Annotated in this window: 25 protein-coding genes and 1 pseudogene; 13 read left to right on the top strand and 13 right to left on the bottom strand. The window is 68.3% G+C overall.

Annotated elements, in window-relative coordinates; genetic code table 11:
* Positions 1–108: 108 nt before the first annotated feature.
* Positions 109–486 (bottom strand): hypothetical protein, encoded by a 378-nt coding sequence (locus SALPAC3_RS0115465; protein WP_018222123.1) that lies wholly within the window; start codon positions 484–486, stop codon positions 109–111.
* Between the two features lie 290 nt (positions 487–776).
* Between SALPAC3_RS0115465 and SALPAC3_RS0115460 the strand changes: the two genes are divergently transcribed.
* Entirely contained in the window at positions 777–3,107 is a 2,331-nt protein-coding gene (locus SALPAC3_RS0115460) for an ATP-binding protein (RefSeq protein WP_018222122.1), read from the top strand.
* 245 nt (positions 3,108–3,352) lie between these two features.
* Here SALPAC3_RS0115460 and SALPAC3_RS0115455 read toward each other — a convergent pair whose 3' ends face one another.
* Positions 3,353–3,943, bottom strand: coding sequence for a hypothetical protein (locus tag SALPAC3_RS0115455; RefSeq protein WP_018222121.1), 591 nt, complete (start codon positions 3,941–3,943; stop codon positions 3,353–3,355).
* A 37-nt stretch (positions 3,944–3,980) separates the two neighbouring features.
* Here SALPAC3_RS0115455 and SALPAC3_RS0115450 point away from each other — a divergent pair, with 37 nt between their 5' ends.
* The 4 genes from SALPAC3_RS0115450 (at position 3,981) to SALPAC3_RS0115435 (ending at position 7,588) form a co-directional block, all read left to right on the top strand.
* Positions 3,981–4,670 carry a response regulator transcription factor gene (locus SALPAC3_RS0115450; RefSeq protein ID WP_018222120.1) on the top strand — a complete coding sequence of 230 codons (690 nt, stop codon included), beginning with the start codon at positions 3,981–3,983 and terminating at the stop codon, positions 4,668–4,670.
* 30 nt (positions 4,671–4,700) lie between these two features.
* A complete protein-coding gene (locus tag SALPAC3_RS0115445) occupies positions 4,701–6,026 on the top strand; it encodes a sensor histidine kinase (protein WP_018222119.1) in 1,326 nt (441 codons plus the stop codon).
* 165 nt (positions 6,027–6,191) lie between these two features.
* On the top strand, positions 6,192–6,992 hold the full coding sequence (locus tag SALPAC3_RS0115440; RefSeq protein WP_018222118.1) for a lytic polysaccharide monooxygenase: 801 nt from the start codon (positions 6,192–6,194) through the stop codon (positions 6,990–6,992).
* A 56-nt stretch (positions 6,993–7,048) separates the two neighbouring features.
* Positions 7,049–7,588: a DUF305 domain-containing protein gene (locus SALPAC3_RS0115435; RefSeq protein WP_018222117.1), complete on the top strand. Its 540-nt coding sequence runs from the start codon at positions 7,049–7,051 to the stop codon at positions 7,586–7,588.
* A 49-nt stretch (positions 7,589–7,637) separates the two neighbouring features.
* Here SALPAC3_RS0115435 and SALPAC3_RS28005 read toward each other — a convergent pair.
* From SALPAC3_RS28005 to SALPAC3_RS0115415, 5 genes and pseudogenes are all read right to left on the bottom strand, one after another.
* Positions 7,638–7,739, bottom strand: a pseudogene (locus tag SALPAC3_RS28005) (CPBP family intramembrane glutamate endopeptidase); the annotation flags it as partial.
* A 268-nt stretch (positions 7,740–8,007) separates the two neighbouring features.
* A complete protein-coding gene (locus SALPAC3_RS0115430) occupies positions 8,008–8,814 on the bottom strand; it encodes an inositol monophosphatase family protein (protein ID WP_018222116.1) in 807 nt (268 codons plus the stop codon).
* A gap of 256 nt (positions 8,815–9,070) precedes the next feature.
* On the bottom strand, positions 9,071–10,288 hold the full coding sequence (locus tag SALPAC3_RS0115425; protein ID WP_018222115.1) for an MFS transporter: 1,218 nt from the start codon (positions 10,286–10,288) through the stop codon (positions 9,071–9,073).
* Positions 10,289–10,424: 136 nt separating this feature from the next.
* The gene (locus SALPAC3_RS0115420) at positions 10,425–10,727 is read right to left on the bottom strand and encodes an ArsR/SmtB family transcription factor (RefSeq protein WP_018222114.1); all 303 of its coding nucleotides are present in this window, start codon (positions 10,725–10,727) and stop codon (positions 10,425–10,427) included.
* Positions 10,728–11,138: 411 nt separating this feature from the next.
* Positions 11,139–11,969, bottom strand: a complete 831-nt coding sequence (locus SALPAC3_RS0115415; protein ID WP_026185612.1) for an alpha/beta fold hydrolase — start codon at positions 11,967–11,969, stop codon at positions 11,139–11,141.
* Between the two features lie 704 nt (positions 11,970–12,673).
* Between SALPAC3_RS0115415 and SALPAC3_RS0115410 the strand changes: the two genes are divergently transcribed.
* Positions 12,674–12,880: a hypothetical protein gene (locus SALPAC3_RS0115410; RefSeq protein ID WP_018222112.1), complete on the top strand. Its 207-nt coding sequence runs from the start codon at positions 12,674–12,676 to the stop codon at positions 12,878–12,880.
* A gap of 59 nt (positions 12,881–12,939) precedes the next feature.
* On the opposite strand, the gene SALPAC3_RS0115405 is transcribed toward SALPAC3_RS0115410, so the two are convergent.
* A complete protein-coding gene (locus SALPAC3_RS0115405) occupies positions 12,940–13,416 on the bottom strand; it encodes a peroxiredoxin family protein (protein WP_018222111.1) in 477 nt (158 codons plus the stop codon).
* 114 nt (positions 13,417–13,530) lie between these two features.
* Between SALPAC3_RS0115405 and SALPAC3_RS0115400 the strand changes: the two genes are divergently transcribed.
* The gene (locus SALPAC3_RS0115400; protein WP_018222110.1) at positions 13,531–14,169 is read left to right on the top strand and encodes a TetR/AcrR family transcriptional regulator; all 639 of its coding nucleotides are present in this window, start codon (positions 13,531–13,533) and stop codon (positions 14,167–14,169) included.
* Between the two features lie 81 nt (positions 14,170–14,250).
* Here the strand turns inward: SALPAC3_RS0115400 and SALPAC3_RS0115395 are convergent, their stop codons facing one another.
* Both SALPAC3_RS0115395 and SALPAC3_RS0115390 read right to left on the bottom strand, forming a co-directional pair.
* Positions 14,251–15,273: a phosphatidylinositol-specific phospholipase C domain-containing protein gene (locus SALPAC3_RS0115395; protein WP_018222109.1), complete on the bottom strand. Its 1,023-nt coding sequence runs from the start codon at positions 15,271–15,273 to the stop codon at positions 14,251–14,253.
* Positions 15,274–15,497: 224 nt separating this feature from the next.
* Entirely contained in the window at positions 15,498–16,265 is a 768-nt protein-coding gene (locus SALPAC3_RS0115390; RefSeq protein ID WP_018222108.1) for a TetR/AcrR family transcriptional regulator, read from the bottom strand.
* A 153-nt stretch (positions 16,266–16,418) separates the two neighbouring features.
* Here SALPAC3_RS0115390 and SALPAC3_RS0115385 point away from each other — a divergent pair, with 153 nt between their 5' ends.
* The 4 genes from SALPAC3_RS0115385 to SALPAC3_RS0115370 all read left to right on the top strand — a co-directional run bounded on the left by SALPAC3_RS0115385 (position 16,419) and on the right by SALPAC3_RS0115370 (position 20,065).
* Positions 16,419–17,417 (top strand): daunorubicin resistance protein DrrA family ABC transporter ATP-binding protein, encoded by a 999-nt coding sequence (locus SALPAC3_RS0115385; RefSeq protein WP_018222107.1) that lies wholly within the window; start codon positions 16,419–16,421, stop codon positions 17,415–17,417.
* Positions 17,414–18,229: an ABC transporter permease gene (locus SALPAC3_RS0115380; protein ID WP_018222106.1), complete on the top strand. Its 816-nt coding sequence runs from the start codon at positions 17,414–17,416 to the stop codon at positions 18,227–18,229. The genes SALPAC3_RS0115385 and SALPAC3_RS0115380 overlap by 4 nt, the downstream gene beginning before the upstream one ends.
* Before the next feature lie 378 nt (positions 18,230–18,607).
* A complete protein-coding gene (locus tag SALPAC3_RS0115375) occupies positions 18,608–18,904 on the top strand; it encodes a DUF1540 domain-containing protein (protein ID WP_018222105.1) in 297 nt (98 codons plus the stop codon).
* A 318-nt stretch (positions 18,905–19,222) separates the two neighbouring features.
* Positions 19,223–20,065, top strand: a complete 843-nt coding sequence (locus SALPAC3_RS0115370; RefSeq protein WP_018222104.1) for a DUF2470 domain-containing protein — start codon at positions 19,223–19,225, stop codon at positions 20,063–20,065.
* Positions 20,066–20,136: 71 nt separating this feature from the next.
* On the opposite strand, the gene SALPAC3_RS0115365 is transcribed toward SALPAC3_RS0115370, so the two are convergent.
* On the bottom strand, positions 20,137–20,847 hold the full coding sequence (locus SALPAC3_RS0115365) for a DUF2470 domain-containing protein (RefSeq protein WP_018222103.1): 711 nt from the start codon (positions 20,845–20,847) through the stop codon (positions 20,137–20,139).
* A gap of 48 nt (positions 20,848–20,895) precedes the next feature.
* Between SALPAC3_RS0115365 and rpsD the strand changes: the two genes are divergently transcribed.
* Positions 20,896–21,504 carry a 30S ribosomal protein S4 gene (gene rpsD, locus SALPAC3_RS0115360; protein ID WP_018222102.1) on the top strand — a complete coding sequence of 203 codons (609 nt, stop codon included), beginning with the start codon at positions 20,896–20,898 and terminating at the stop codon, positions 21,502–21,504.
* Between the two features lie 300 nt (positions 21,505–21,804).
* Here rpsD and SALPAC3_RS0115350 read toward each other — a convergent pair whose 3' ends face one another.
* Together SALPAC3_RS0115350 and SALPAC3_RS29225 are read right to left on the bottom strand one after the other, a co-directional pair.
* Positions 21,805–22,596 carry a class I SAM-dependent methyltransferase gene (locus SALPAC3_RS0115350; protein WP_026185610.1) on the bottom strand — a complete coding sequence of 264 codons (792 nt, stop codon included), beginning with the start codon at positions 22,594–22,596 and terminating at the stop codon, positions 21,805–21,807.
* A gap of 326 nt (positions 22,597–22,922) precedes the next feature.
* A complete protein-coding gene (locus SALPAC3_RS29225) occupies positions 22,923–23,201 on the bottom strand; it encodes a hypothetical protein (RefSeq protein WP_018829409.1) in 279 nt (92 codons plus the stop codon).
* 1 nt (position 23,202) lies between these two features.
* Between SALPAC3_RS29225 and SALPAC3_RS0115340 the strand changes: the two genes are divergently transcribed.
* Positions 23,203–23,511 carry a hypothetical protein gene (locus tag SALPAC3_RS0115340; protein WP_026185609.1) on the top strand — a complete coding sequence of 103 codons (309 nt, stop codon included), beginning with the start codon at positions 23,203–23,205 and terminating at the stop codon, positions 23,509–23,511.
* Positions 23,512–23,651: the final 140 nt, after the last annotated feature.

Here is a 23,651-nt window from a genome sequence, read left to right as displayed (position 1 = left end):
TCGTTGTGTTTCTGGCGGCGCCAGTGTGCGGAGCAGATCTTCAGAGTTCCTCCATGCCACCTTCACGCCTCGACCGCGGTCGTGGAGGTTCGTGGCGCGCCCAGCCGATCACTGGGGCTCCGGGGTGTTCGACGCGGCGGCGCCGGGAGGCGGACCCGGTCGCCGCGCACACCGCACCGCCTCGATGTACTTACGGAGTTCGACCTCTGCCTGTTCCAGGCGACCAGGGGAGAGCTGGTCCGCAAAGATCGCGTTCACTACGTCGCTGGCCAGGTCGTCAGGCAGATCGTCCATCCGCCAGGTGGGCCGACCCTGCCGCACGCGCAACACGTGCAGCCGGTTCTGGACGGCCGAAAGGGTACGCTGCAGGTCCGCTATTGCGGCATCAGCCCGCACCGCGTCGATGACCAGCCGCCCCTCCATGGCGAGCGTCAGGAACAGCTCGCCCGCGAAGGGATCCGAGACAGCATCACGGTCAGCCAGCACGGAACGAGTGCAGCAGCCCGCTCACCTCACGTGAAAGGACAACAGGGCTATCGTGCCCTGGCTGGCGGGACTTCTTGCCCGGAGCCGCCGTCCCCGTCAAGTGCCGCGCAGGTGACGGGCAGGTTTCGGTCACCTGTTGCCCGGGAGAGCTTCAGCGAAGGACCAATCAGCGTACGGATCAGCACTGTCCACGATGGGCTATCATCGGGGTGCCCCTCCGGAGAAGCGATAACCTTTGCTCGCGGTGTGACACCCGGTGCGTCGATACAGGCAACGGAGGGAGCGGTCCGTTGACGACGACGATCACCAATCGCACGCTCCAACCGCTGGCCGTGCCGACCGAGCACGCCGGCATGAACATTCGCTTACTTGGGCCACCACAGGCCTGGCAGGACGACACCGAACTCGTGCTCGGCTCCGGCAACCGGACCGCCGTCCTCAGCTTCCTCGCACTACACGCGAACCACGCCGTGACCCGGGAACAGCTGATCGCAGCACTGTGGGGTGACGACCCGCCGGCCAGTGCGACCGGAAACCTCTACACGTACATCTCCTCGTTACGCAAGATCCTGGATCCGTGTCGACACCGGTGGTCAGCTGGTCAGGTGCTCACCTCCGGCGGCGGCACCTATCGCCTGCGGGTACGGAAGCAGGACGTCGACGCCTTCCGGTTCGAGGCACTGCGCGAGGAGAGCAAACGGCACCGGGCCATCGGCGACAGCAGTACGGAACTGGCCTCGCTCACCGCCGCACTGCGGATGTGGCAGGGGACAGCGCTCGCCGGCGTACCCGGCCCCTTCGCCGAGGCCCAGCGGCAACGCCTGGCGGAGCTCCGGTTGACCACCGCGGAACGGCACGCCACGCTGCTCGTCGAAACCGGCCGTCATAACGAGGCCATCTCGACGCTCCGCACGCTGATCGAGGCTCATCCAACTCGTGAGAACCTCGCTCCCCTGCTGACCGCGGCTCTCCACGCTGCGGGCCGGGCGGATGTGCCACGTCGTCCGCGCCCTCCCATACCGACGGAGCCCGCTGGTCACGTACCGGCGTCACCACCACGAACCGGCACCCGGTCGCCGGTACGAGCCGGCCCTGGATCACTGGCCGGCCGCGAGACAGAAATCCGCCGGCTACGTCGAGCCGTCGTCGAAGCGACCCGTGGCCAAGGGCGCAGCATCCGCGTCGAGGGCTTCACGGGAATGGGCAAGTCGGCACTACTCGCCGTGGCACTGCCGAGTACGGCACCGTTTACCTGCCGGATCGGTTGGGCCGTCGGCAGGGAGTTGTCCCGACGCGTACCGCTTGGACTCCTGCTGGAGTGCATGGAGTCGGCGTTGGCGGGTGAGCCCAGCAGCGAGCTGGTCCGGCAGATCTCGCTGGCCACGAGCCCGCCCATGGGCAACTCGGCCACCGCGCCGGTTGCCCGGGTGGTCAGCCTGGTACGACAGGTCGCCCAGCAAGCTCCGCTGGTCCTCGTGGTGGACAACCTGCATTGGGCTGATGCACACACCGTGGCGGCCTGGAGGGCCCTACACGAGGTGACGACGCAACTGCCGCTCCTGCTCATCGCCACCAGTTGGCCCGGCACCGCCGAGTTCGGCACCGCCGAGTTCGGCACCGCCGCCGACGAGGTCCACGAGCTGGCCCCCCTGACCCGGGCGGCCAGCAGCCACCTGGTACGTACGGCTGCTCCGGAACCGCCGGAATCCCCGGAGCTGGACCATCTCGTGGCGGCCGCCGGGGGTAACCCGTGCTACCTGTGGCACCTGGCCACAGCGGGTTCCGACCCCAACGGCCAGCTTCCCGCAAGCCTCATCCGTGTGGTCCACGCCCACCTCGCCCCATTCACCCAGCCGACCCGAGAGGTACTGCGCGCGGCGGCCTTCCTCGCTGCTGGACCTGCCGCGGACGTCGGCCCCGGCTGTTCGCTCAGCGAATTGGCCGTGGTGACCGAGCGTCCCACCGCCGAATTGGTCGAGCTGCTGACGCCGGCCGCACGGGCCGGCGTCGTCGCCAGCACCGGTGACGAGCTGACATTCCGCCACCCGGTCGTCGCACGGGTGCTGCACGAGGGCACGGCCAGCGCGCTACGAGTCCTGCTGCACCGCTCCTTCGCCGAACGGATAGCAGGCGCCGGCGGGCCACCCGAGCGGGTCGTCACCCAGTTACTCGCTGACGCGGTGCCGTTGGACATCACGCTGACCCGCTGGCTCACTACTCACGTCGAGCAGCTCACCACCCGCGCGCCCCGGATCACGGTGACCATCCTGCAACGTGCCCACACCCAGTGCACGATGCCGCCCGCCGACCGCATGACCCTCACCATCTGGCTGGCCCGGCTGCTCCTGCGGTTGGGCCGCAACTGCGCCGCCGAGGCCGGGTGGGTCGCCTCCCGCACCGATGACCCCGACGTGGAAGGTGAGATGCGGTGGATGGTCGCCCTGACCTGTGAGAAGCGCGGCGAGCACCAGACCGCCGCGGACATCGCCCGATCGGTGCTGCACGATCGCCGGGTCCCGGTTCCGTGGCTCGACCGGTTTCGCCTCATGCAGGCTCGGCTGCGCCGACACCTGGCCGACCGGCACGACGACTGGCACCCCGAGCTCGGCGCGGGTACGTAAATACCCCTCATCCCCGAGCTTCTTGCCGCCGATCTCGACAGGCTGGCCGATCGGCGCACGATGCGGGACGTCGAGATCGTCTGGGAAAGGTGTTCCCCGGCTGTCGACGGCGCTACGCCAGGGACAACGTGGGTAGCCGGCCCGAATTCCGGTCGCCGCGGTGACAGCGACCCTGTCTCGCGGCTGTTCCGGCTGGTTCGTGGGGCATGCTCGCTGGCGGACCCTCCGGGAGGGCACGGGCGACGTCAGTCGCCGATCTCGCTGACCTGGGCGAACGGTGCGTCGTCCCGCCACACCACGTGAATGATGAAGTGGTGGTGCGGCTCCAGGAAATAGACCGCCAGGTTGTCTGGGGTGTTCTGCACGGTCTTCGTCGAGAAACCGATGCTGGGGGTAGCGGTGACAGTGTGCACCCGTCCATCACTGGCGCGGATCACCACCTGACCGCCCTCCACCCGGAACGAGCGCAGGTATGTCGCCACGCCCGCGTCGTCTGTGGTGACGGTCCAGCCGTCCCGGGTGGTGGACTCTCGCGGCGCGACGGTGCTGGGGCTTGGCGTGTCGGCAACGGACGGTGTCTCCGCGGACGGTGCCACGGAGGGTGGCGCCACGGACGGAGCGGCCGACGACGGGGGCGGCCGCGGCGACGCCGTGACGGCCACCGGAGGGTTGTCGTTGTGCCCCTCGCGGGACAGCTCACGAACCGAGGCGAGCGCCGCCTCGCCGGTCGGCGCGGTGCGCAGTACGGGAAGCAGGGCGACCGAGGTCAGTGCGATGCTGGCGGCAGTAGCCGCGAGCCATCCGAGCGTAGGCGCCCACCCGCGGAGTGTGCGCATGATGATCCCTTCTCCCAATTGCGCCTATGGTAACGAGATGGCGCTGATTCTGCTGGTCGAGGACGACAGCATCATTACGGCGGCGCTGTCCCGCGCGCTGACCGACGCGGGGCATGCCGTGCGGGCCGTCGGTCAGGCGGCCGAGGCGTTGCGCGTCCTGACCGGGGAGCCGCCGGATCTGGTGCTCCTCGACCTCGGGCTGCCTGACATCGACGGTACGGATACGCTTCGTATGATCCGGTCCATCTCCGAGGTACCGGTCGTCGTCATCACCGCCCGCCGGTCGGAGACCGACATCATCCACCTGCTCAACTCGGGCGCGGACGACTACGTCACCAAGCCATTCTCCGGTGAGCACATCCTGGCCCGCATCTCGGCGGTGCTGCGGCGGTACCGGAGCGGCACCGACCAGGAGGGGCCCGGCACGATCACCGTCGGGCCACTGGTCATCGGGCGTAAGGAGCGGCGGGCCACGATGGACGGTAAGCCACTCAAGCTGACCCGGCGTGAGTACGACGTACTCACGTACCTGGCTGAGCGGGCCGGGCGGGTGGTGAGTCGGCGGGAGCTGATGACCGAGGTCTGGCGACAGGCCCGAATCGGTGAGGAACAGACGATCGACGTCCACATCTCCTGGCTGCGGCGCAAGCTCGGCGAGACGGCTGCCAGGCCGCGGCTGCTGCACACCGTCCGCGGCGTTGGCGTCATGATGGTCGATCAGAACTGACAGTCGGACCTGGGCGAGGCGGAGTTTGCGATGAGGTGGGCGCTCAACCGGCTGGCGCTGGCCATCACGTCGATGGTGGCCCTGGCCTTCCTCGTGCCGCTCGCGGTGGTGACCCGCCAACTCGCGTACGACCGAGCCATCGGTGATGCCCACCAGCAGGCTGCCGCTATGGTGGCGGCGCTCGCCGTGGACGAGGATCCGCGCCTGCTGACGCGCGCCGTGATGAGCACCACCGCCGGCGGCGAGGGACGGCTCGCCGTGCACCTGCCCGACGTGGCCCCGGTCGGGGTGGTGCACGCCGCTGCCGCCGACGTGGCACTCGCCGCCGGATACCGGCGTCCGGTCACCGCGGACACGAGCGGCGGGCTGGCCTACCTGCTGCCGACTGTGATCAGCGACGGGCAGACCGCGGTGATCGAGGTACACGTACCCCGCGAGGATATGGAGCATGGGGTATGGCGTTCCTGGCTGGCCCTCGCCGGCCTCGCCGTCATCCTCGTCGGTGGCTCCACACTCGTCGCCGATCGACTGGGTAGCCGGATCGTGCGATCCACCCGCCGGCTCGCCGGTGCCGCCCGGCAACTCGGCACCGGCGACCTGACCGCCCGGGTCGCCCCCGACGGCCCGGCGGAGCTGCACGACGCTGCACAGGCGTTCAACGGGCTTGCCCAGGACATGCGGCGGCTGATCGACGCCGAGCGGGAGATGGCCGCTGACCTGTCGCACCGGCTGCGTACGCCGCTGACGGCGCTGCGCCTCGACGTTGAGGCGATGCCGCCCGGCGCCGTCGGGGAGCGGATGCGGCAAGCCTGCGACCTCCTCGACGAGGAGTTGGAGGCCATCATCACGGGAGCCCGGAGCAGCGTGGGCGAGCGCGACACCGAGTGCACCGACCTCGTCGAGGTGCTGGCCGACCGGCTGGCGTTCTGGGCCGTCCTGGCCGAGGACCAGCAGCGGCCCTGGACGGTGGTCGGCGGCGATCGGCAGGTGCCACTGCCGGTGCCACGCGGTGATCTGATCCTGGCGGTGGACGCCCTGCTCGGCAACGTGTTCGCGCACACCCCGGAGGGGTCGGCGTTCCAGGTCACCGTCTCACCGGACGCGCTCGTCGTCGATGATGCCGGTCCCGGCATCGCCGACCCCGCCGCAGCCGTCCGACGCGGCACGAGCGGAGCCGGTTCGACCGGGCTTGGCCTGGACATCGTGCAGCGGATAGCCATCGCCGCTGGCGGTCGGCTGCACATCGGAACCGGGTCGTTGGGTGGCGCCCGGGTGGCACTGGTCCTGGCGGCCGGCACATCATCCGGCCCGCCGTCCGTGCCGGACGAACGTCGTTGGCACGCCGACCGCAGCTGAGCCGACGCGGTGCACGTACCGCTCCTGGGTAACAGCGGATCGTACTTTAAGAAGTGTTTTCGCGGTCTTTAAGGCTTTGTTATTGCACTCATGCCTAGCGTCCTCAGCCGTAACCCGAGGTATGCCGGAGGTTCCGGCAACCACCGACAGGACGGTTGACGAACGATGAACATTCGCAAGCTCATCGCCTACCCTCTGACAGCCGTCGCGGCCGCGGCCAGCTCGACACTGGCATTCGCGTCGCCCGCCTCGGCGCACGGGTACGTGGCCTCGCCGCCGAGCCGGCAGGCGCTGTGCGCGCAACGCGCCGTCCCGGACTGCGGCCCGATCAAGTACGAGCCGCAGAGTGTGGAGGGGCCGAAGGGCCTCAAACGCTGTGACGGCGGGCTTTCCCAGTTCGCCGTGCTGAACGACAACAACCGCGGCTGGCCGGCGCGGAAGGTGGGCGACACCGTCACCTTCAGCTGGACCCTGACAGCTCGGCATCGCACCAGCACGTGGGAGTACTTCATCGGCGACACCCGGATCGCCCAGTTCGACGGCGGCAACCGGCAGCCCGAGGCGGTCGTCACCCACCAGGTTGATCTGAGCGACTTCGCCGGGCCGCAGACGGTGCTGGCGATCTGGAACATCGGCGACACCCCGATGGCCTTCTACAACTGCATCGACCTCGACGTGCGGGGCGGAGGCACCACCCCACCGACCCAGTCGCCGACTCCCGAACCCACCAGCGCGCCGACGCCGAAACCGACCGGCCAGCCCAGTTCGACTGCCCTGCCCACGAATCCGGGGACGCCAGGCCAGCCCGGTGGGCCGACCGCCGCAGCCTGGGCAGCGGGTACCGCCTACCGGGTCGGTGACGAGGTCACCTTCGGCGGAGAGCGCTACCGTTGCCGGCAGGCTCACACCGCGATTCGTAGCTGGGAGCCGTCGCTGTTCACGCTCGCCCTGTGGCTGCCGGTATGAGGCGCGCAACCAGGGCCGTCGCTGCCCTGTTGACAGCCGTCGGAGCGGCACTGTGGATGGCCGGCTGTGGCACCTCGTCCAGCACGTCGGAACCCCCGGCGCCGACCCCCGAAGCCGTCCAGATCAGCACCGCCCACAACGCCGCCGACGTGATGTACCTACAGATGATGATCGCCCACCATGGGCAGGGCCTGGAGCTCGTCGGGCTGGCGGGGACGCGGGCGCAACAGGCGGAGATCAAGACCCTGGCCGCTGCCGTCCAGGCCACCCAGGACGACGAGGTCACCGTGATGAGATCGTGGCTCGACACCTGGTCGAAACCGGCCGCGGTCGACCATGACCCGGCCGCGCATGCTGAGCACGGCGGTCTGCCGGCTACCGGGCCCGAGCAGATCGCCGCGCTGAGAGACGCGCCGGAGACCGACTTCGACCGGAGTTTCATCAACCTCTTCGTCGCCCACCAGCACAACGCGGTCGAGATGTCCCAGTGGGCGGAGGAAAAGGGAGAAAACCCGGAAGTCAGGGATTTCGCCCGTAGGGTCCGGGAGTCCCGAGCCGACCAGATCGCGCAGCTGCTGGCGTACCTCAACAACTGACGGACGCCCAGGTCGGGGTACTGGCGGATCCCCGGCCTGGGCGAACCATCAGGCCGATCAGCATTCCTCGACGAATAGTGGCACCGGCTCCGGTCAGGCTGCCGACGAGGGCGACCGCCGCGACGGCCCCAAGCTGCTTCAACAGCCGCATGACAACTCCTTCGTGGGAAGCCGCTGCCATCGCGCCGCGGCTTGTGCTCCACGCTATGGAGTCGCCCACCGGAAATCGTCACCACACGGAGGACACCTGCCGGTAGCTCGCACGGGGGACAACACCGACCCCACACAGACTCCACCGATCACGTACCGATAGGGCGCCGGAAAGGATGCCGGCATCCGATAGGCGCAGCAGCCCGAGCCCGGCGGCCAAGCGACCCCCGTCGTCGTGACGACTCGGCACGAACTGCCGGCTACCCGACTCAATACGCCCGATTCCGCTGATTCTGGACGGACCTCAACAGATTAGCGTGGGTCTGCTCGTCGGCTGCCACCACAAGTCCCCCCAGCCCGACGTCCGGCGGCTGACCGTCGATCCCGGTGATCACGCAGCCCGCCGCCGTGCACAGGGCGAGCCCGGCCGCGAAGTGAACGTTGTCGGATAGCTGGTTACCATCGGTGACGTAGCCGGCGCGGCGGCCGGCAGCGACCCACGCCACCGCCAGCGTGCTGGCGACCACACGTAGCTGGAACCGCGCGACAAAGTCCTCATCGGCGAGCATCCGCGCGGTCCGGAAGTCGACCTCGTTCGGAAATGGCGGATAGAGGTTGATGTCCACCAGCTTCGAGTCGGCCGACGGGACGAGTCGCTCGTCGGTGGCGCCGCGGCGCAGGTAGGCGGCGGTGCCGTCGGTCCAGAACACCTCGTCACTGAAGGGATCCGCCGAGGCAGCCACGGTGGGCTGCGTGCCGCTCCGCAGCGCCACGTTGACCGCGACCAGCATGGTCTGCGCGGCGAAGTTCAAGGTCCCGCACAACGGGTCTACCAGCCACATCCGCTCGCTGTCGCCGGTGCTCGTGCGCCCGCTCTCCTCACCCACCAGGACATCGTCCGGACGCGCCGCGCGCAGGGTGTCCAGGATCGCCTTCTCTGCCGCGATGTCCGCTGTGGTGGCGAAGTCGTCCGCGCCCTTCGAAAAGCGGGTCAGCGCTGATCCGTAGTGGGAACGGACGACCGCGGCACCCGCCTCCGCCGCCTCGATGGCCAACGCCTGATCTGTGATCGACATACCTGACACCATAGATACATATTGAGCCTCCAGCACAGCAGGTAGGCCGGTTCCGGATACGGCCGGCAGCGTCCGGCCGACTACCGGGAGGCCACCAGCCGGACCGCCTCGGTCCGGCTCGTCGTACGGGGTCCGGTGACGACCCCCACGCCAAGCGCGCGATGGGACCTAGCCGGTCGAGCGACTCGCACCAGGTAGGTCCCATCGTGCTGGGTCAACGCCAGCCTGATCGTGCCGTTCGCTCACCGCCCGGGGTTCACGCCCTACCCGCCGCGCCCGCGCGAGGCTGATCCGACGGGACGGAGTCGACAGCCGAGGTGGCTCGGGTTCGTGCTGCCGAGCCGGCCTTTGCTCCCATGATCGTGATGGCGATCGCCACCGCGACCCCGGCCGCCCCGATCCACGAGACGGACTCAAGCGTCAGACCAGCGACGGCCAGTCCGCCCAGCCCTGCCCCGGCAGCCATGGCCAGTTGCATCATCGACTGGTTGAGTCCAAGCAGGATGCCAGATGCTTCCGGCTCGATGGTGGCGAGGTGAAACTGCTGTGTGGGCCCGGTGCTCCATGCTGCCACCGACCAGATCACGAGAACTGCCAGGACGAGGATCATCGATCCACTCACAAACGACAGCGCCACGAGCGCGGCCAGGTGCAGACCCATGCCGCCGAGCAGGGTCGGCAGCACGCCCCGACGGTCGGTGAGGAAGCCGCCGGCCTTCGAGCCGACCAGGCTGGCAATGCCGAACGCGAGCAACGCGCCGCTGATGAGCGTGGCGGGCACACCGGAGACCTCGATCAGGTACGGCGAGAGGTAGGTGTAGGCCACCGAGTAGCCGCCGAGCCAGAAGAAGGTGATCGACAGGCCACGCACGATGGCGGGGTTCTTGAGGAGTGCCAGCTGACGGCTGACCGGCACCGGCCGGTCGCCTCCGACCGGGGGCAGCGCGTACCGGAGCGTGCCAGCGGCGAGAAGGGTCGCGACGGCGATGCCGAGAAAGACGGTCTGCCAGCTGAACCACTCGGCGACCAGCCGCCCCGCGGGCACTCCGAGGATGAGGGAGGCGGTGAAGCCGGTTACCACGGTGGCGATCGCACGGCCGGCCCGCTCCGCCGGGGCGATCTTCATCGCCAGCGTGAGTGCGGTCACGACCGCGACGCCAGCGGCGAGTGCCATGAACACGCGTGCGACCACGAACGGCCAGAAGCCCTCCACCAGGAAGGAGGCCACATTACTGGCAACGAACAGGCCCAGTGCTCCGATCAGGAGCGTACGACGATCCGTCTTGGCGACAGCGACGAGCGCGATCGGCGTACCGACAGCGTAGGTGAGCGAGAACAGGGTGATGAGCTGGCCGGCAGTCGACACGGTAACGCCGAGATCAGCAGCGACCACATCGAGAAGGCCGGCAATCACATACTCCGAGGTGCCGACGAGGAAGCTCGTGAGTGCCAACAGGTAGACCTGCAAGGTCACTCTAGATGATGCGGTGGTCACGGATTGCTCCTTCAGTTCGACACTTTGCGAAATATCTGATTGTCTGAATACAGGCATGCGAACGACAGGCACTCGGTCCGCGGTCACGACGACCGGGACCGGACCGCCCGCCTGATTAGAGTTCGCGGTTCATCGCCTCGACGAACCGAGCGATCGCCGCCTCATTACGACGGTAGTAGGTGTACTTACCGATACGTTCCGTAATGAGAAGATCAGCCTGTAGCAGCATCGCCAGGTACTGCGATGCGGTTGACTGGGTCATCCCCAGCTTGTCCGCGACCTGCTTGACGCAGACACCCGTCGCGACCATGTCGATGTCGTCCTGTTGGGTGAAGTGCCGGGAGGGCTGCTTCATCCACTGCAGGATGTGCAGCCGAGGCTCGCTGGCCAGCGTCTTGAACACGTCGACAGTCGCCATGCCGCCATCATAACGAGAATTCGCGAAGTGTCCAACCATCGCCACTGCTGGCACCGCTCGCCGCTCGACCGCGCTGGCACACGTCGACAAGCGGGTAGCGCCCGGCGAGCAGGCACAGGTGGACGACCCCACTCGTGTCGGCGCGGTCGGGCCCGCTCCCGTCCGCGCGGTGCCGCACCGGACAAGGGCGACGCGACGGAGGCTTCCGGGGGTGTGGCAACGACGCGAGCTGGCCGAGGCACGGGGTCACCGTGGGCACAGACAGGCTTCGGTCAGTTCGCCAGCCCGCAGCTCGATCTCGGGGTCTTCCTCAGTGCCGTGGCAATCCGGGCGGCGGCCTCGATCACGTTCGCGTCATGCCTTCCGCCTGGGCAGTCAATGCCGCAAGCAAGCGAGGGCGTGCCAGCCGAGTCACTCCCAGACTGCGGCGATGGTGTCCGCGAGCGCGGCGGGTTTAGACAGGAAGGGCGAGTGGGAGGAATCGAGCGGGACCACGGTGGTTGGGGTGGCTGAGATTTCGTCGATCTCGCGAACGAAGCGATGTTGCAACGGTGGCCGGATCATACGGTCGTTACTGCACGTGACATAGGTATGGGGGAGGGCACCGAATCGTTCGGGGGTCACGGTGATGCTTTCGGCTGCGATACCCACCGGCGCGTCCGGATTGAGCAGGTCGAGCACCGCGTTGACAGTGCCGACCGGGACGTCGTCGTAGAGCGCCTCGCGGATAGCCTGGCGGCCGGATGCGTCGCCGGTGTCCAACCTGGAGGCGCCGACAGCGAATGGGTCCGCTCGCAGCATCGCGGTGCCCAACTCGCCCTCGTTCTCATCGCTGGTCACGTAGGCGCCAGCAGGCAGGCCGGCGACCGGTACCAGGGCGGCGACGTAGACCACGTGGGAGACGAGCGCCGGCTCCAACTCTGCGGCCAGGGTCGCGACGACCCCGCCCATGCTGTGTGCCACGACCACGCTCGGATCGCCACCCCCTATCAGACGCAGGCGCTCGACCAGGGCTTTGGCCGCGGTGGTTGCCGTGACCGAAGCAACAGCGGACGGCTCAGTAGCAAAGGCGGCAGCATCGAACGGGCGACTCCACCGAGCGCTGGGCGACGGGCCTTCGAGCCCTTGCCCCGTCATGTCGACAGCGATCGAGGGGATCTGGCGCGCGGCCAGCTGTTCGGTGACCAGGTTCCAACACCAGGTGCCGTGCCAGAATCCAGGAACAAGGACGACGTTTCGCATAGTTGTGGATCTTAATTCGGATGGGCGAGGTAGCAGCCTCGACTGTGACCGGAAATTCCGTACTTTCCGTCACAGAGCCAACGATTCACCATCTCCGCCGGCGGGACGCCATCACCGCGGTGGAGGCGACTCGGCTGCACTGTGGGTCACATCACTGCTGACCAAGCACTCCGAATCTGCTCTGAGCCTCTGCCGCTGCGGCCGACTCCACCCCTGCGACGACCGCCAGCACTGGCCACGCATGCGCACCCACTTCGGGCGGTTCCTCATCGACGAGCAGTACCGCAGCGAGGTACCGCAACCCAGCCCGCCGAAACCGACCCGAAGCAACCCAACAGCCCGGACGACCTCGGATGACACGCGACCACGCCGGCTCGCCGAGAATTCGGGACGAAGAGGTCCTCGGTTCGAATCCGGCCACCCCGAACGGAGTAGGCGCAGTTCAGGGTGGCCGGATTCCGGAAACGGAGATCGGCCCTGAACCCGCTCCCCCTCGTGGGAGAGATCTGGCGTCACCACCGCCGTGCCCGCAACTCACCCTGACGCTCGCCGAAGCTGCTCCCGTCCTTCGTCGCCGACATTGGCGTCACCTCGTGGGTGGCGAGGAGCCGTTTGCGTAGGAGGTCGTGGTTCGCACGACGAGCCCGGTTCAAAGCTGGGCGCACCGGGTAAGGCAGCCACCAGCCGACATCGAGGGAGGATCCATGGCGCGTCCGATACCGGAGTTGGACACGGAGGACCTGCGACAGATGGCGGTGCGGGGTGGCATCGAGGGGGCGATCGACATGGACCGGGAGGAACTGCTGGATTCCCTGATCGCCCGCCCCGGCGAGGGGGCCTGGCAGGAGGACCCCAAGCCGGCGGCGGTCAACCCCAACACCTACCGCTACCAGGCTCCCGACGAACAGTAGGCTCCGCGCGGTACCACCATCGACCGGATGCGGCAGCTGAGTTGGATGCCGGTGGGCGGTCAGCTGTGTTCGTTGATGTAGCGGACCAGGCCGACGACATCGTCGGGGACCAGGCGACCGATCGCTCCGCTCGAGTAGACGGCCGTCACCACGGTGCCGTCGGGCGCGAGGACAAACCCGGTCGACTGCAGGTGGTGCGGTTCGTCATTGACGTAGGCACCCGTCGCCTCGGCCACCGTGGCGATGTCGGCGCTGTGCCCGACGGGGAAGCTGAGCCGACGACTCGCCACGAGTTGGCGGGAGGTTTCCTCGTCGTCGGAGGAGAGCGCGACGACACGTACGCCGAGTTGCGCGAGGGTGTCGCTGGCCCGCTGGAATGCCGCGAGCTGTGCGTTGCAGTACGGGCACCATGATCCACGGTAGATCAACACGACACCGAACTGGCCGGCGAGGTCGTCGGGCAGGTTGAGCGTGCCACCACCGACCGCGGGGACCTGAAGGTTCGGAAAGCGTTGTCCGTTGTTGAGGCGAGCCACGTCGTTCTCCTTGTCGCGCCGGCGCTCCCAGGCGCCCTGTTACTGGACTGACTGGTCCAGAGTAGGAGACAAAAACTGGACCATCAAGTCCAGTTTTCTTGCTAAGCTTCTGCCATGACAACCGCGCAGCACACCCCCAAGCTGACCGCCCGGGGAGCGGCGACCAGGACCCGCATCGTGGCGGCCACCGCCAACCTCGTACGCGAGCACGGGGCGGCGGGCACGAGCCTCGACGATGTGATGGCGGCAAGCAGGACCAGCAAGTCGCAGCTGTACCACTACTTCACGAACAAGGAAGATCTACTCCGAGCGGTCGCATGGCAGCAGACCGACCGGATCGTGGAGGCGCAGCGCCCCGAGCTGGACCAGCTGGATTCCCTGGCCGGCCTACGCCGCTGGCGCGACAAGTTCGTCGCGGCGCGCGACGAGGCCCAAAATGTGGGTGGCTGCCCGCTCGGGTCGCTGGCCAGCGAACTCGCCGACGGGGATCCACAGACTCGTACCGTGCTGCAGAAGTGCTTCACCGCGTGGACATCCCCACTGCTCATGGGGCTGACCGCGATGCGCGACCAGGGACAACTGAGGCCGGATGCCGATCCCGACGCACTGGCCGAAGCCATCATGACTGCCCTGCAGGGCGGGCTGCTGTTGAGCAACACCTACCGGTCCAGCCGCCCACTCGCCCGCGCGCTGGACATGGCGATCGATCACGTGGCCAGCTTCGCCACTTCCCGGGAAGCCGCGGTGGCGTAAGCTCCGCCCGGTCTGCATCGTGCCGGCGGCAGGTATCGCCGCCGGCACGATGCGCATCGGAACTAACCAGAGCGAGGGCGGTTACGGAGTCTCGCCCTGCTCCCCGCGCGGCACAACCATCGACTGGACCTGCGGCAGCTGGGTCCAGTCACTGGTGATGACGCTGGCATTGGCGCCGGCCAGGAGCAGCAGCCGATCCCGGGCCTCCGCTTCGGTGGGGTTGGTGCTGCTGATGGCGGGTGCGACCGAGTGCGCACTGGTCATCACCAGCACGTAGTTGTTCTCCGCGAACCAGGTGGTGTCACGGTTGAACCACCCGGAGGCCCCACTGTCGAAGAGGACGAACCAGGGGCGGATGTCGGCGTCGTACTGGTCCCGGGGGTCGCCACTGGTGGCGCCCCTGGCGGCGGGGAAGATCTGCGCCTTCTCGATCTCTCCTGCTACCGCGAGATCACGGAGATGCCCGGCGTACTGCTCGTTGGTCGGCCACCAGTCGAATGGATTGTTGTTCTCCACGGTGCCGGGGATGACGTGGAGGAGCACCCGTCCCGCGAGTTCCTCCCGGGTGGGCCAGTTTCCCAGCCGGGCCGCCTCGTCGAGGGAGTCGTACCATCCGCCGTCGGGCTTGGCCAGCAGGTCTGCGGGGCGGAAGACACGGTCGCCGAGGCGGCTCCGGACCAGGCTGTCAACCTGGTCGACGCCCATTCCGAAGGCGGTGGCGAGGCCCATCTTCGGCTCGATCTTGAGCATCAGGGGGCCGCTGTCCGGGTGGGCTTCGAGCCAGACCCGGATGTTGTCCAGACAGTCACCGAGGTGCTTGTTCCGGCTACCGGCGTAGAGGTCGGCGAGGGTCGACCCGGTGGTGCAGTTGTTGTTGTTACTCAGTGGCTCGTCGTGGCTGACCTTCCACTTCCTGGTAAAGATATTCGGCCAGATGTCGATCTCGATCAGGCTGGTGCCGGTGTCCAGCGCCTCAGCCAGATAGTCGAAGGCCCCCTGCTCGTAGGTGTTGTGGATTCCGACAGTGGTCGCGGATGTGAAGGGAATGTCGTTGGTCGGAGCGGCCACGGCCTGCTGGACCGGCACCGCCAGGCCTGCGATCATGATGGCGACTACAGTCGCCGCGCGACGTGCTAGCACTCATCCTCCTCGATGCTCCGGGCCTGCCAAGGCTAGCAAAACATCGATACATATAAGTTTGCTAACGCGTCTCGCCTGGGTGCCGGCTGCCTGAACATCGGGCTACGGGGCGGGAACGACGCGGACCCCGATTGGGGCGCGGGAGAGCCGGTGCAGGCCGGGGCTTCCGCCCACCTCCGCCCACCGCCTCAACTCCTGGTGCGGGCGGCGACGTGGGCCTCGATGCCCTTGATCAGCTGCCCCAGGCCGAAACTCAGGTCGGGTTCGGTACTGGTGGCCCCGCCGACGGCGCCGGCGGGGAGGTCGAAGGTGCCGGCCGACAGCAGGGCGCGGAGGGTGGGAAAGCGGTCTGGGCGGACCACCGCGGCCAGCGCCTCCCCGTAGGAGATCAGGTCGTCCTCGCCGGCCGCCCGGGCCAGGTCGGTGGAGATCCTGGCCAGACCCTGGGTGGCGCCGGTGAGGAAGAGGGCGAGCGACACCATCTCCTCGTACGTCAGGCCAATGTCTTTGATGACGGTCAGCAACGCCTCGAACCAGGCCAGCTGGTTGGGGCCGATCGGTTGGCTGACCTGGGCCCGCAGCATCCACGGGTGGGCCTGGTAGCGGCCCCACAGCGCCGTGACCCAGGCCTCGACCCGCACCTGCCATCCGCCGGGCACCACGTCGAGGCCGGGTGGCGCGCCGGATGCCTCGTCGAACATGGCCTCGACCAGGTGCTTCTTGCTCGGCACGTAGCGGTAGAGGGACATCGGGGTCACCTCGAGCCGCTTGGCGACCTGCTGCATGGAGACGGCGTCGATGCCGTCGGCGTCGGCGATCGCGATGGCGGCCACGACCACCTGGGTGACGCTGAGCCCGGGCCTCGGCCCGGGGCTGCTGCGCGGGCGGTCACCCTCGCGCCAGAGGAACTCGAAGGTGCTTGACCCACCACCCGGCGGAGCCTGCTCGGAACCCATCGTGCCGCCCTTTCGTTGACACCCCACGCTAACCGTGTATAGCGTATAGCCATCAGTATAGGCCATATATGGTCGCCACCGGAAGTCGGTCCCGGCCTGGCGGCACTGGCACCGCCGCCACCGGGAAGCAGCGACAGGAGAGGCGGGAGGAAAATGGAGCACGAATACGCGATTCAGGTTCGGGGCCTCCGAAAGGACTACGGGAGGGTCGAGGCGCTCAGGGGGGTGGATCTAGACGTTCGCCGGGGCACCCTGCTGGCCCTGCTCGGCCCCAACGGCTCCGGCAAGACCACCGTGGTGAAGACGCTGAGCACGCTCACCCGGCCCTCGCGCGGGTCCGTCGTCGTCAACGGCTACGACGTAACGCGGCGACGCAACGGAGTGCGGAGCTCAATCGGGATGGTCAGCCAGTTCGTCGCACTCGACCGGCTGCACAGCGGCCGGGAAAACCTGGTGCTGCTGGGCCGACTCCAGAAGCTCAGCAAGACCAATGCCACCCGTCGGGCAGCACAGCTACTGGAACGATTCGAGTTGACCGAGGCCGCCGACCGGCCGGTCAAGACGTACTCCGGGGGCATGAAGCGCCGGTTGGACCTGGCCGTCAGCCTAATCGTCACCCCACCCGTGCTGTTGCTGGACGAGCCCACGACCGGCCTCGACCCGCGCAGTCGGGCGGTGCTGTGGGAGGCGATCAGGCAGCTACTCGGCGAGGGCATCACCATCCTGCTCACCACGCAGTACCTGGAGGAGGCCGACCGGCTGGCCGACCAGATCGCCGTCCTCAACGACGGCCGGATCATCGCCCTGGGCACCGCCACCCAGCTCAAACAAGGCGTGGGCCGGGAGCGGGTGGCAGTCGTGCTGAGCGGCCCCGAGGACTTCCGCCGGGCCGGCGACCTGCTCGTCGGGCCGGGCCTCACCCGCGACCCGGAGACCCGAACGATCAGTTTGGCGATCGACGGGCCGTCGCGGGTCAAGCACCTGCTCGACGCTCTGGCCGAGCACCGCCTGGCGATCGACTCGCTGTCGCTGACCAAGCCCACCCTGGACGACGTCTTCTTCGCCCTCACCCAGCGGGCGAGCGACCCTCCGGACGCCGACTCGATGCCCGCCCGCCGCGAGCCCAACGACGAGCTGGGAGCCCTCCGATGACCAGCCAGACCCAGACCGGCGAGGGCGTCGCCCGGCCGGATACCCGAACGAAGCTGTACTGGGCGATCAACGACAACCTCGTCCTGATCGGCCGACATCTGGGGCACCTGACCCGTAGCCCCGACCAGCTCTTCACCGCGCTCATGTTGCCGGCGACCCTGCTGCTGCTGTTTCGTTTCATGTTCGGTGGGGCGATCGACGTCGGAAACACCGCCTACGTCAACTACCTCGTCCCCGGCATTCTGGTCATCGGCGTCACGATGGTCGCTGTTTCCACCAGTGCGGCCGTCCAATCCGACATGCAGGAGGGCGTGGTCGACCGGTACCGCACGATCGCCATGGCGGATTCTGCGGTAATCGTCGGTCACGTCGTCGCCGCCGTCGTCCGCGCGACGATCTCGCTGGTCGCCATGGTCGGCCTCGGAATCGCCGTGGGATTCCGCCCGGCCGGCTCCGCTCTCGACTGGGTGCTGGTCGCCGGGACGCTCCTCCTCTTCGCCTTCTCACTGGCCTGGGTCGCCGCCGCGCTCGGCCTGCTCGCCAGGTCGGCGGACGGCGCCAGCGGGCTCGGCCTGATCCTCATGTTCAGCCCCTACGCCAGCAGCGCCTTCGTCCAGCCGGAGACGCTCCCCGACGGTCTGCGCGGCTTCGTCGAGCACCAACCGGTGACCCTGGTTGTCGACACCGTTCGTGCGCTCCTGCTCGGGCTGCCGGCCGGCAACACCGGCTGGTACGCGGTGATCTGGTGGGTCGTGATCCTCGGCGTGGCGGCTCCGGTGGCCACTCGGCTCTACCACCGCCGGTACGCGTGAGGGCCGAAACCCGTACCGACTGCCGTCCGCACGTCAGTGGGTGGCCATCACTCAAACGGGTCGGATTTCAGCCGACATCCTGCCTAAAATCGCGGAAGTAAAACGCCGAAACAAGGGCTACAACTAGGTTTAACCAGCAGGCAAAGCAAGACTTGCCTAACCTAGGTAAGGCTTACTTACGTCACTCAGGCGCAGCAAACAACGAAACATGATTATTCCTTACTGGGTGAGGTTTACTGCTACAGTGACGGCGTCGGAAACCGCAGTACACACGGGCTCCACGTTTACGTCTCGCCACTGCGGCAATGCTGACTGACACCTTGTTACGCCGCGCTGGCTCGTTCCGGCCTGCCGGCCCGCACGGCCTTGGAGGCATCAATGAAAACTCTGCTGCAGTCACCCCCGGTACGCGAATGCGCCGCCACAGCGTGCAGTTTCAACGACGGCGGCTGCCACGCTCCCGCGATCACCGTGGCCTCGGCGGGTGACGCCGCCTCCTGCGCGACGTTCGTGGAGTCCACCGTCTCCGGCGGGGTCGCCGAGGTGACCGGCGCGGTGGGCGCCTGCGCCCGCTCCGAGTGCACCTTCAACACCAACCTCGCCTGCACCGCCGAGTCCATCACCGTCGGCCCCGGCGCCACCGTCAGCGACTGCCTCACCTACCGGCCCGCCTGACCGCCGGCGCACCGGTCCACCCAAAGCCCTCGGCGCAGCAGCCGGGGGCTTTGGTGTGCGCTCGGTCAGCCCGCCGCCACCCTCGGCGGTCGCCCGGGCCCGCCCTCGGCGGTCGCCCGGCCCCGACCGGCCCACGGTGAACTGCCTCACCCGCGACATCGGCAGCCGAGCACTGCGCTTGGCAAGGTTAGGCTTACCTATTAGAGTCGAAGTCCGAGGCCGAGCTCACTTCACTTCCATGGCCGAGGGGACTACATGGCGTTCCATCCAGGCGACTGGCCAGCGAGTCTGACCAGTTCAGGGCCCGCTCGTGGGGCGATGTCGGAGACGGCGCTCGCGGGTACCCGCGTCCTGCCGACCGACCACCACGCGGTGGTCTCGCGCTCCGCCCTCTCCACCGCCACGTCCCTGCGGCTGTGTCTCGGCGACACCGCCATTGACCTGATCCAGTCGCACGCCGTGCTGCCCGACGGCACGGTGATCCTGGCGGTCGATGCGATGAGCCCGACCGGCGGTCTGCTGGTGGCGGCCCGTGGGCGACGCGGCGAGGTGCAACTCGACGTGACCCAGCTCGTCCCGGTCGCCGTCCGCTCCCGGGTGCGGGCCAGAGTGCGAGTAACGGGCACCGCGCACCGATTCGACCCGGCGAACCTGGAGTCCTGCGACGCCGACACGGTGATGTCCCTGCTCAACCTGCCCCCCGTCGCGCTCTGGACGGTCGAACCGGTCGAGGTCACCGTCAGCAGCGGCGACGATGAAGCCCTGGTGGGCGCCAGCACCTACCGGGCGACCTGCCCGGATCCGCTCGCCACTGTCGAAGCCACCCAGCTGCAGCATCTGATCCGGCACCATCGGGACGCGGTGGACCAGCTCACGACGCTGGTAAACCCGGAGCTGACGGCGAAGGCGACGCGAGTCGTGCCGGTTGCGGTTGACGCCGACGGCGTGGTGCTCCGCGCCGAGGCGCCAGACGGCGACCTCGATGTCCGGCTGCCGTTCACCCGCCGGGTCACCTCCAGCGCCGACCTCACGGCGGGGCTGCGGGACCTGCTGGCCAAGGCCGCACCGCACCGGTCCGGCGCCTCGCCCCACGGCACGGCCGCCGCGACTGCCAGCCCCTGCGGCCTGCCAGCGCCGGAGTGCGGGATTCCATCCGTCTGATCGTCAACTCAGCCTGGCCCGCCTGATCGCCAGCTCAGCAGCTTGGCGGGTGAGGTGACGGTGGCTGCCGATCACCAGGTCCGGGAACGCCGGCTGCAGGCGGCACCTCGCTCCACCAGCGTGGCCATCCGCTCGCGGAGCTCGTCCGGGTGGCGCAACGCCGGGGTGAACCCGAGCCGGACGTCGCGGTGGCCGCTCATCCGCTCCAGCCGGAGCACCAGTCCGTGCCGGTCCAGGCGAAGCGGAACGACCCGCCGTACGCCGTGCCGGTGCCGTGGTGCGACCAGCCGGCAGAGCGATTCGACCGTACGCGGGTGGTGGCGGTCGAGGTGGCAGAGGAGTTCCGCCTCTTCGGCGGCGAGCGGGTCCGGCTCGGCGGCGGCGAAGTCGGCCGGGTCCACCGCCGTGGTGGCGCCGTCGACGCTGAGCTCGACGGCGGCGAGGTCGAACTCGACGGTCAGGTCCTCATGGTCGCCGGTGGCGCCGGGGGTGACCGGGGTGAGCCAACCACTGAAGGTGCCACGGCCGCGGACGCGCTCCCGGACCGGCGTCGGGGCCACATCGGTGATCTCAACGACCGCCGTGACCTCGCGCTGGCGGGTGATGTCGGTGGCCAACCGGCTGTTGACCGGGAGGTCCAGCCGGATCCGGCCGCTCGAATCGAGCGTGTGCCGGTTGACCAGGTCGGCCCGATGCCCGGGTGTCCGCAGTTCCAGCGAGGTGGCCGCAGCGACGATCGTCCGCAGCCGCTGCGCGGAAGCCTCGGGGTCGGTGTTGCTCAACCTGGCACCTCCTATTAGGTTAGGCTTACCTTACTAGAGAGGTGCAGAATGAACCAGTCCCGCCCCAAGGTCAAGCGCTCCCGCGCCCTCGGCATCCCACTGACCCCGAAGTGCGTGCGCTACTTCGAGCGCCGTCCCTTCCCGCCCGGCCAGCACGGCCGAGCTCGCCGGAGCACCAGCGACTACAAGATCCGACTCCTGGAGAAGCAGCGACTGAAGGCGCAGTACCACGTCAACGAAGGGCAGCTACGGCAGGCATTCACAAGGGCCGCCCGGCTCGAAAGCAAGACCGGCGAGGCCCTCATCGTCGACCTGGAGACCAGACTGGACGCACTGGTCCTGCGCTCCGGGCTGGCGCGGACGATCTACCAGGCCCGACAGGCGGTCACCCACCGGCACATCACGGTGAACGGACGCCGGGTCGACCGCCCGTCGGCCCGGCTGCGCCCGGGTGACGTCATCGCGGTCGCGGCCGGCAGCCGCACCAAGACGCCCTTCGTCGTCGCGGCGGCCGGGGCGCACGCTACGGAAGAGTCCGCGCCCTACCTGGCGGCCAACCTCGCCGACCTGACCGTACGACTACTCCGGCTGCCGCTACGGTCCGAGGTGCCGGTGACCTGCCAGGAACAACTCGTCGTCGAGTACTACTCACGCTGAGCCTCCATACCGGCGCATTGCCGTGGAGGCCAGCCGGGCGTCAACCGCCACGGAAGAACTAACTTGATCTTTAGCCTGCGCGGCCTGACCTCGGGTTAGTCGAGGTCTTCGTTTTCTTCGTGCTGCCTTTCGGTCTTGTGCTGGTGGTGGCGGTGACGATGTGGACGTCGTGGCGGGTTACTGGATGGCGGTTGGGTAGTCCGGGCGGGCGTCCAACGGAGCGGTCCACGAGGTGCGCCCGGCCTGCAGGGCGGTGCCGAACGAGTACGGCCAGCCCGTCCGCCACGCCACATCGGAGCTTCAGGAACGGCAGACAATCTCGCCATGCAGAACGGCGAACCAGGCATCCGCTGCCGCAGCCCACTCCCGCCACCCGTCAGCGATACGGCGCAGGTCCCCAGCCGTGGCGGTGCCCGAGGTCAGCAGCTGTCGGGCCAGATCCGAACTCCGGATCCGCTCGGCCCACATCTCACCCCACCATCGCGTGTCCGCCGGCGTGGCGAAACACCACGTGCTCGCCGACGCTCGGACGTCAGTGAACCCGGCGGCCTGGGCCCAGGAAAGGAGGCGTCGGCCGGCGTCCGGCTGGCCCGCGTTGGCGCGGGCGGCCTGCTGGTACAGGCCAAGCCACTCATCCAGCGCAGGAACACGAGGAAACCAGGTGAACGCCGCATAGTCACTGTCCCGCACGGCGACGATTCCGCCGGGACGGGAAACCCGGCGCATCTCACGCAGCGCCCGGATCGGATCAGCGACATGCTGAAGCACCTGGTGGGCGTGGACGACGTCGAACGCATTGTCGGGGAAGTCGAGTGCGTGGACGTCGGACACCGCGAAGTCGATGTTGCGTTGACCCCGTGAGTCGGCCTCCGCGCGGGCGAGTTGGAGTGCAGCACCGCTGATCTCCACGGCGGTGACGTGTCCGGGTGCGACGCGGGTCGCCAGGTCGGCGGTGATGGTGCCCGGCCCGCAGCCGATGTCGAGCACCGACATACCCGGCACGAGATGCGGAAGTAGGTAGGCCGCCGAATTCTCGGCAGTACGCCACCGGTGCGAGCGCAGCACCGACTCGTGATGCCCGTGGGTGTACACGTTCGGTGCTGCTGGCATGCGCGAATCTCCTCGACCGGGTGCGCCCACCATAGCCACGCGGTCCCTCGGTCCGACGGCGAATCTTGCCATTCGAGCGGTTGTGGTGGGGACATGAGTTCGCCACCAGCAGCACTGTGGCTATGCAGCCGCCTACGGTAGCCAACGACACGATCCCGGGGCGCGGCCGAATGTCGGCAGTACCCCGGGGATCCTGTTTTTTGGATGTGCAGTGCAGGGCCAACACGTCGTCGGCAACGGTGGTGGCCGCGCCGTGAGGGCCGGTTACGGCGCGCTGGGGAGGGAGTCACTGTCGGCGGTCAGGACGGCTAGGGGCATGTCACCGATTTCGTCTCTATCGTCAGCTCATCGCGCCCGATGAGGCTGCTCCACATGGTCGTGAATTTGCCACAGGCGGTCGTCCAGGACGAGTTACCTGCCCGGAGATGGTCCAAGTGAACGAGTTCGTCGGTCGGCTCGCCGCCATCACCCTCGACGCCTGTGCTGTAAACCCACGTTCCGGTCAGGGCACGGGGCGAGTAGACGGACGTTTCCAGCTTGAACGGCCCCGACCCGATGATGCGCGAGCACAGCTTGACTTCTTGCACGGTGCTGCACTTCTGGGTCGAGCCGGCGCTGGGCTTGGCCGGCGATGACGGTGCCGACACGGTTCGGGTCGGCGCACTGGAGGGGGCGGGCGCATCGGTCGCGGCCACCCCTGCCGGCGCTTGGGGCGGAGATGCGGATTCGGACGGGGACGAAGAGGGGGACGGCACGAGTGCGGCGGTGGTCGGCGCGGATTCGGTGCCGGGGGGCGTAACGCCGGTAGGCGAAGGCTCCACCGCTGCGTCCGGTAGCACGCTAAACGCGACCGCGGACAACGTGACCGCCAAGGAAACCACAACGACCAGGTGTTGACGCCGCAGTCGGGTCGGGAGTAGCTGGATGGCGTGCTCACGCCACCCGGTGTGACGCTGGACCCGTACCGCGTGGACCGTCTGCCGGCCCCCGTCGCTTTCCGATGGCAACGAGGGGGCGCTGGCAGCGAGCCCCTCCGC

The sequence above is a fragment of the Salinispora pacifica DSM 45544 genome, from assembly GCF_000378845.1.
In the GTDB taxonomy this organism is placed as follows: Bacteria; Actinomycetota; Actinomycetes; order Mycobacteriales; family Micromonosporaceae; genus Micromonospora; species Micromonospora pacifica.
This window is presented reverse-complemented; position numbering and strand designations above follow the sequence as displayed.

Bases quoted from the DNA above. Each gene is read 5' to 3' on its own strand.
- SALPAC3_RS0115385 (WP_018222107.1), top strand. From the start codon at position 16,419: ATGGAGCACGAATACGCGATTCAGGTTCGGGGCCTCCGAAAGGACTAC.
- SALPAC3_RS0115445 (WP_018222119.1), top strand. From the start codon at position 4,701: ATGAGGTGGGCGCTCAACCGGCTGGCGCTGGCCATCACGTCGATGGTG.
- rpsD (WP_018222102.1), top strand. From the start codon at position 20,896: ATGAACCAGTCCCGCCCCAAGGTCAAGCGCTCCCGCGCCCTCGGCATC.
- SALPAC3_RS0115370 (WP_018222104.1), top strand. From the start codon at position 19,223: ATGTCGGAGACGGCGCTCGCGGGTACCCGCGTCCTGCCGACCGACCAC.
- SALPAC3_RS0115380 (WP_018222106.1), top strand. From the start codon at position 17,414: ATGACCAGCCAGACCCAGACCGGCGAGGGCGTCGCCCGGCCGGATACC.
- SALPAC3_RS0115440 (WP_018222118.1), top strand. From the start codon at position 6,192: ATGAACATTCGCAAGCTCATCGCCTACCCTCTGACAGCCGTCGCGGCC.
- SALPAC3_RS0115375 (WP_018222105.1), top strand. From the start codon at position 18,608: ATGAAAACTCTGCTGCAGTCACCCCCGGTACGCGAATGCGCCGCCACA.
- SALPAC3_RS0115395 (WP_018222109.1), bottom strand. From the start codon at position 15,273: ATGATCGCAGGCCTGGCGGTGCCGGTCCAGCAGGCCGTGGCCGCTCCG.
- SALPAC3_RS0115390 (WP_018222108.1), bottom strand. From the start codon at position 16,265: ATGGGTTCCGAGCAGGCTCCGCCGGGTGGTGGGTCAAGCACCTTCGAG.
- SALPAC3_RS0115450 (WP_018222120.1), top strand. From the start codon at position 3,981: ATGGCGCTGATTCTGCTGGTCGAGGACGACAGCATCATTACGGCGGCG.
- SALPAC3_RS0115435 (WP_018222117.1), top strand. From the start codon at position 7,049: ATGGCCGGCTGTGGCACCTCGTCCAGCACGTCGGAACCCCCGGCGCCG.
- SALPAC3_RS0115420 (WP_018222114.1), bottom strand. From the start codon at position 10,727: ATGGCGACTGTCGACGTGTTCAAGACGCTGGCCAGCGAGCCTCGGCTG.
- SALPAC3_RS0115430 (WP_018222116.1), bottom strand. From the start codon at position 8,814: ATGTCGATCACAGATCAGGCGTTGGCCATCGAGGCGGCGGAGGCGGGT.
- SALPAC3_RS0115455 (WP_018222121.1), bottom strand. From the start codon at position 3,943: ATGCGCACACTCCGCGGGTGGGCGCCTACGCTCGGATGGCTCGCGGCT.
- SALPAC3_RS0115410 (WP_018222112.1), top strand. From the start codon at position 12,674: ATGGCGCGTCCGATACCGGAGTTGGACACGGAGGACCTGCGACAGATG.
- SALPAC3_RS0115400 (WP_018222110.1), top strand. From the start codon at position 13,531: ATGACAACCGCGCAGCACACCCCCAAGCTGACCGCCCGGGGAGCGGCG.
- SALPAC3_RS0115415 (WP_026185612.1), bottom strand. From the start codon at position 11,969: ATGCGAAACGTCGTCCTTGTTCCTGGATTCTGGCACGGCACCTGGTGT.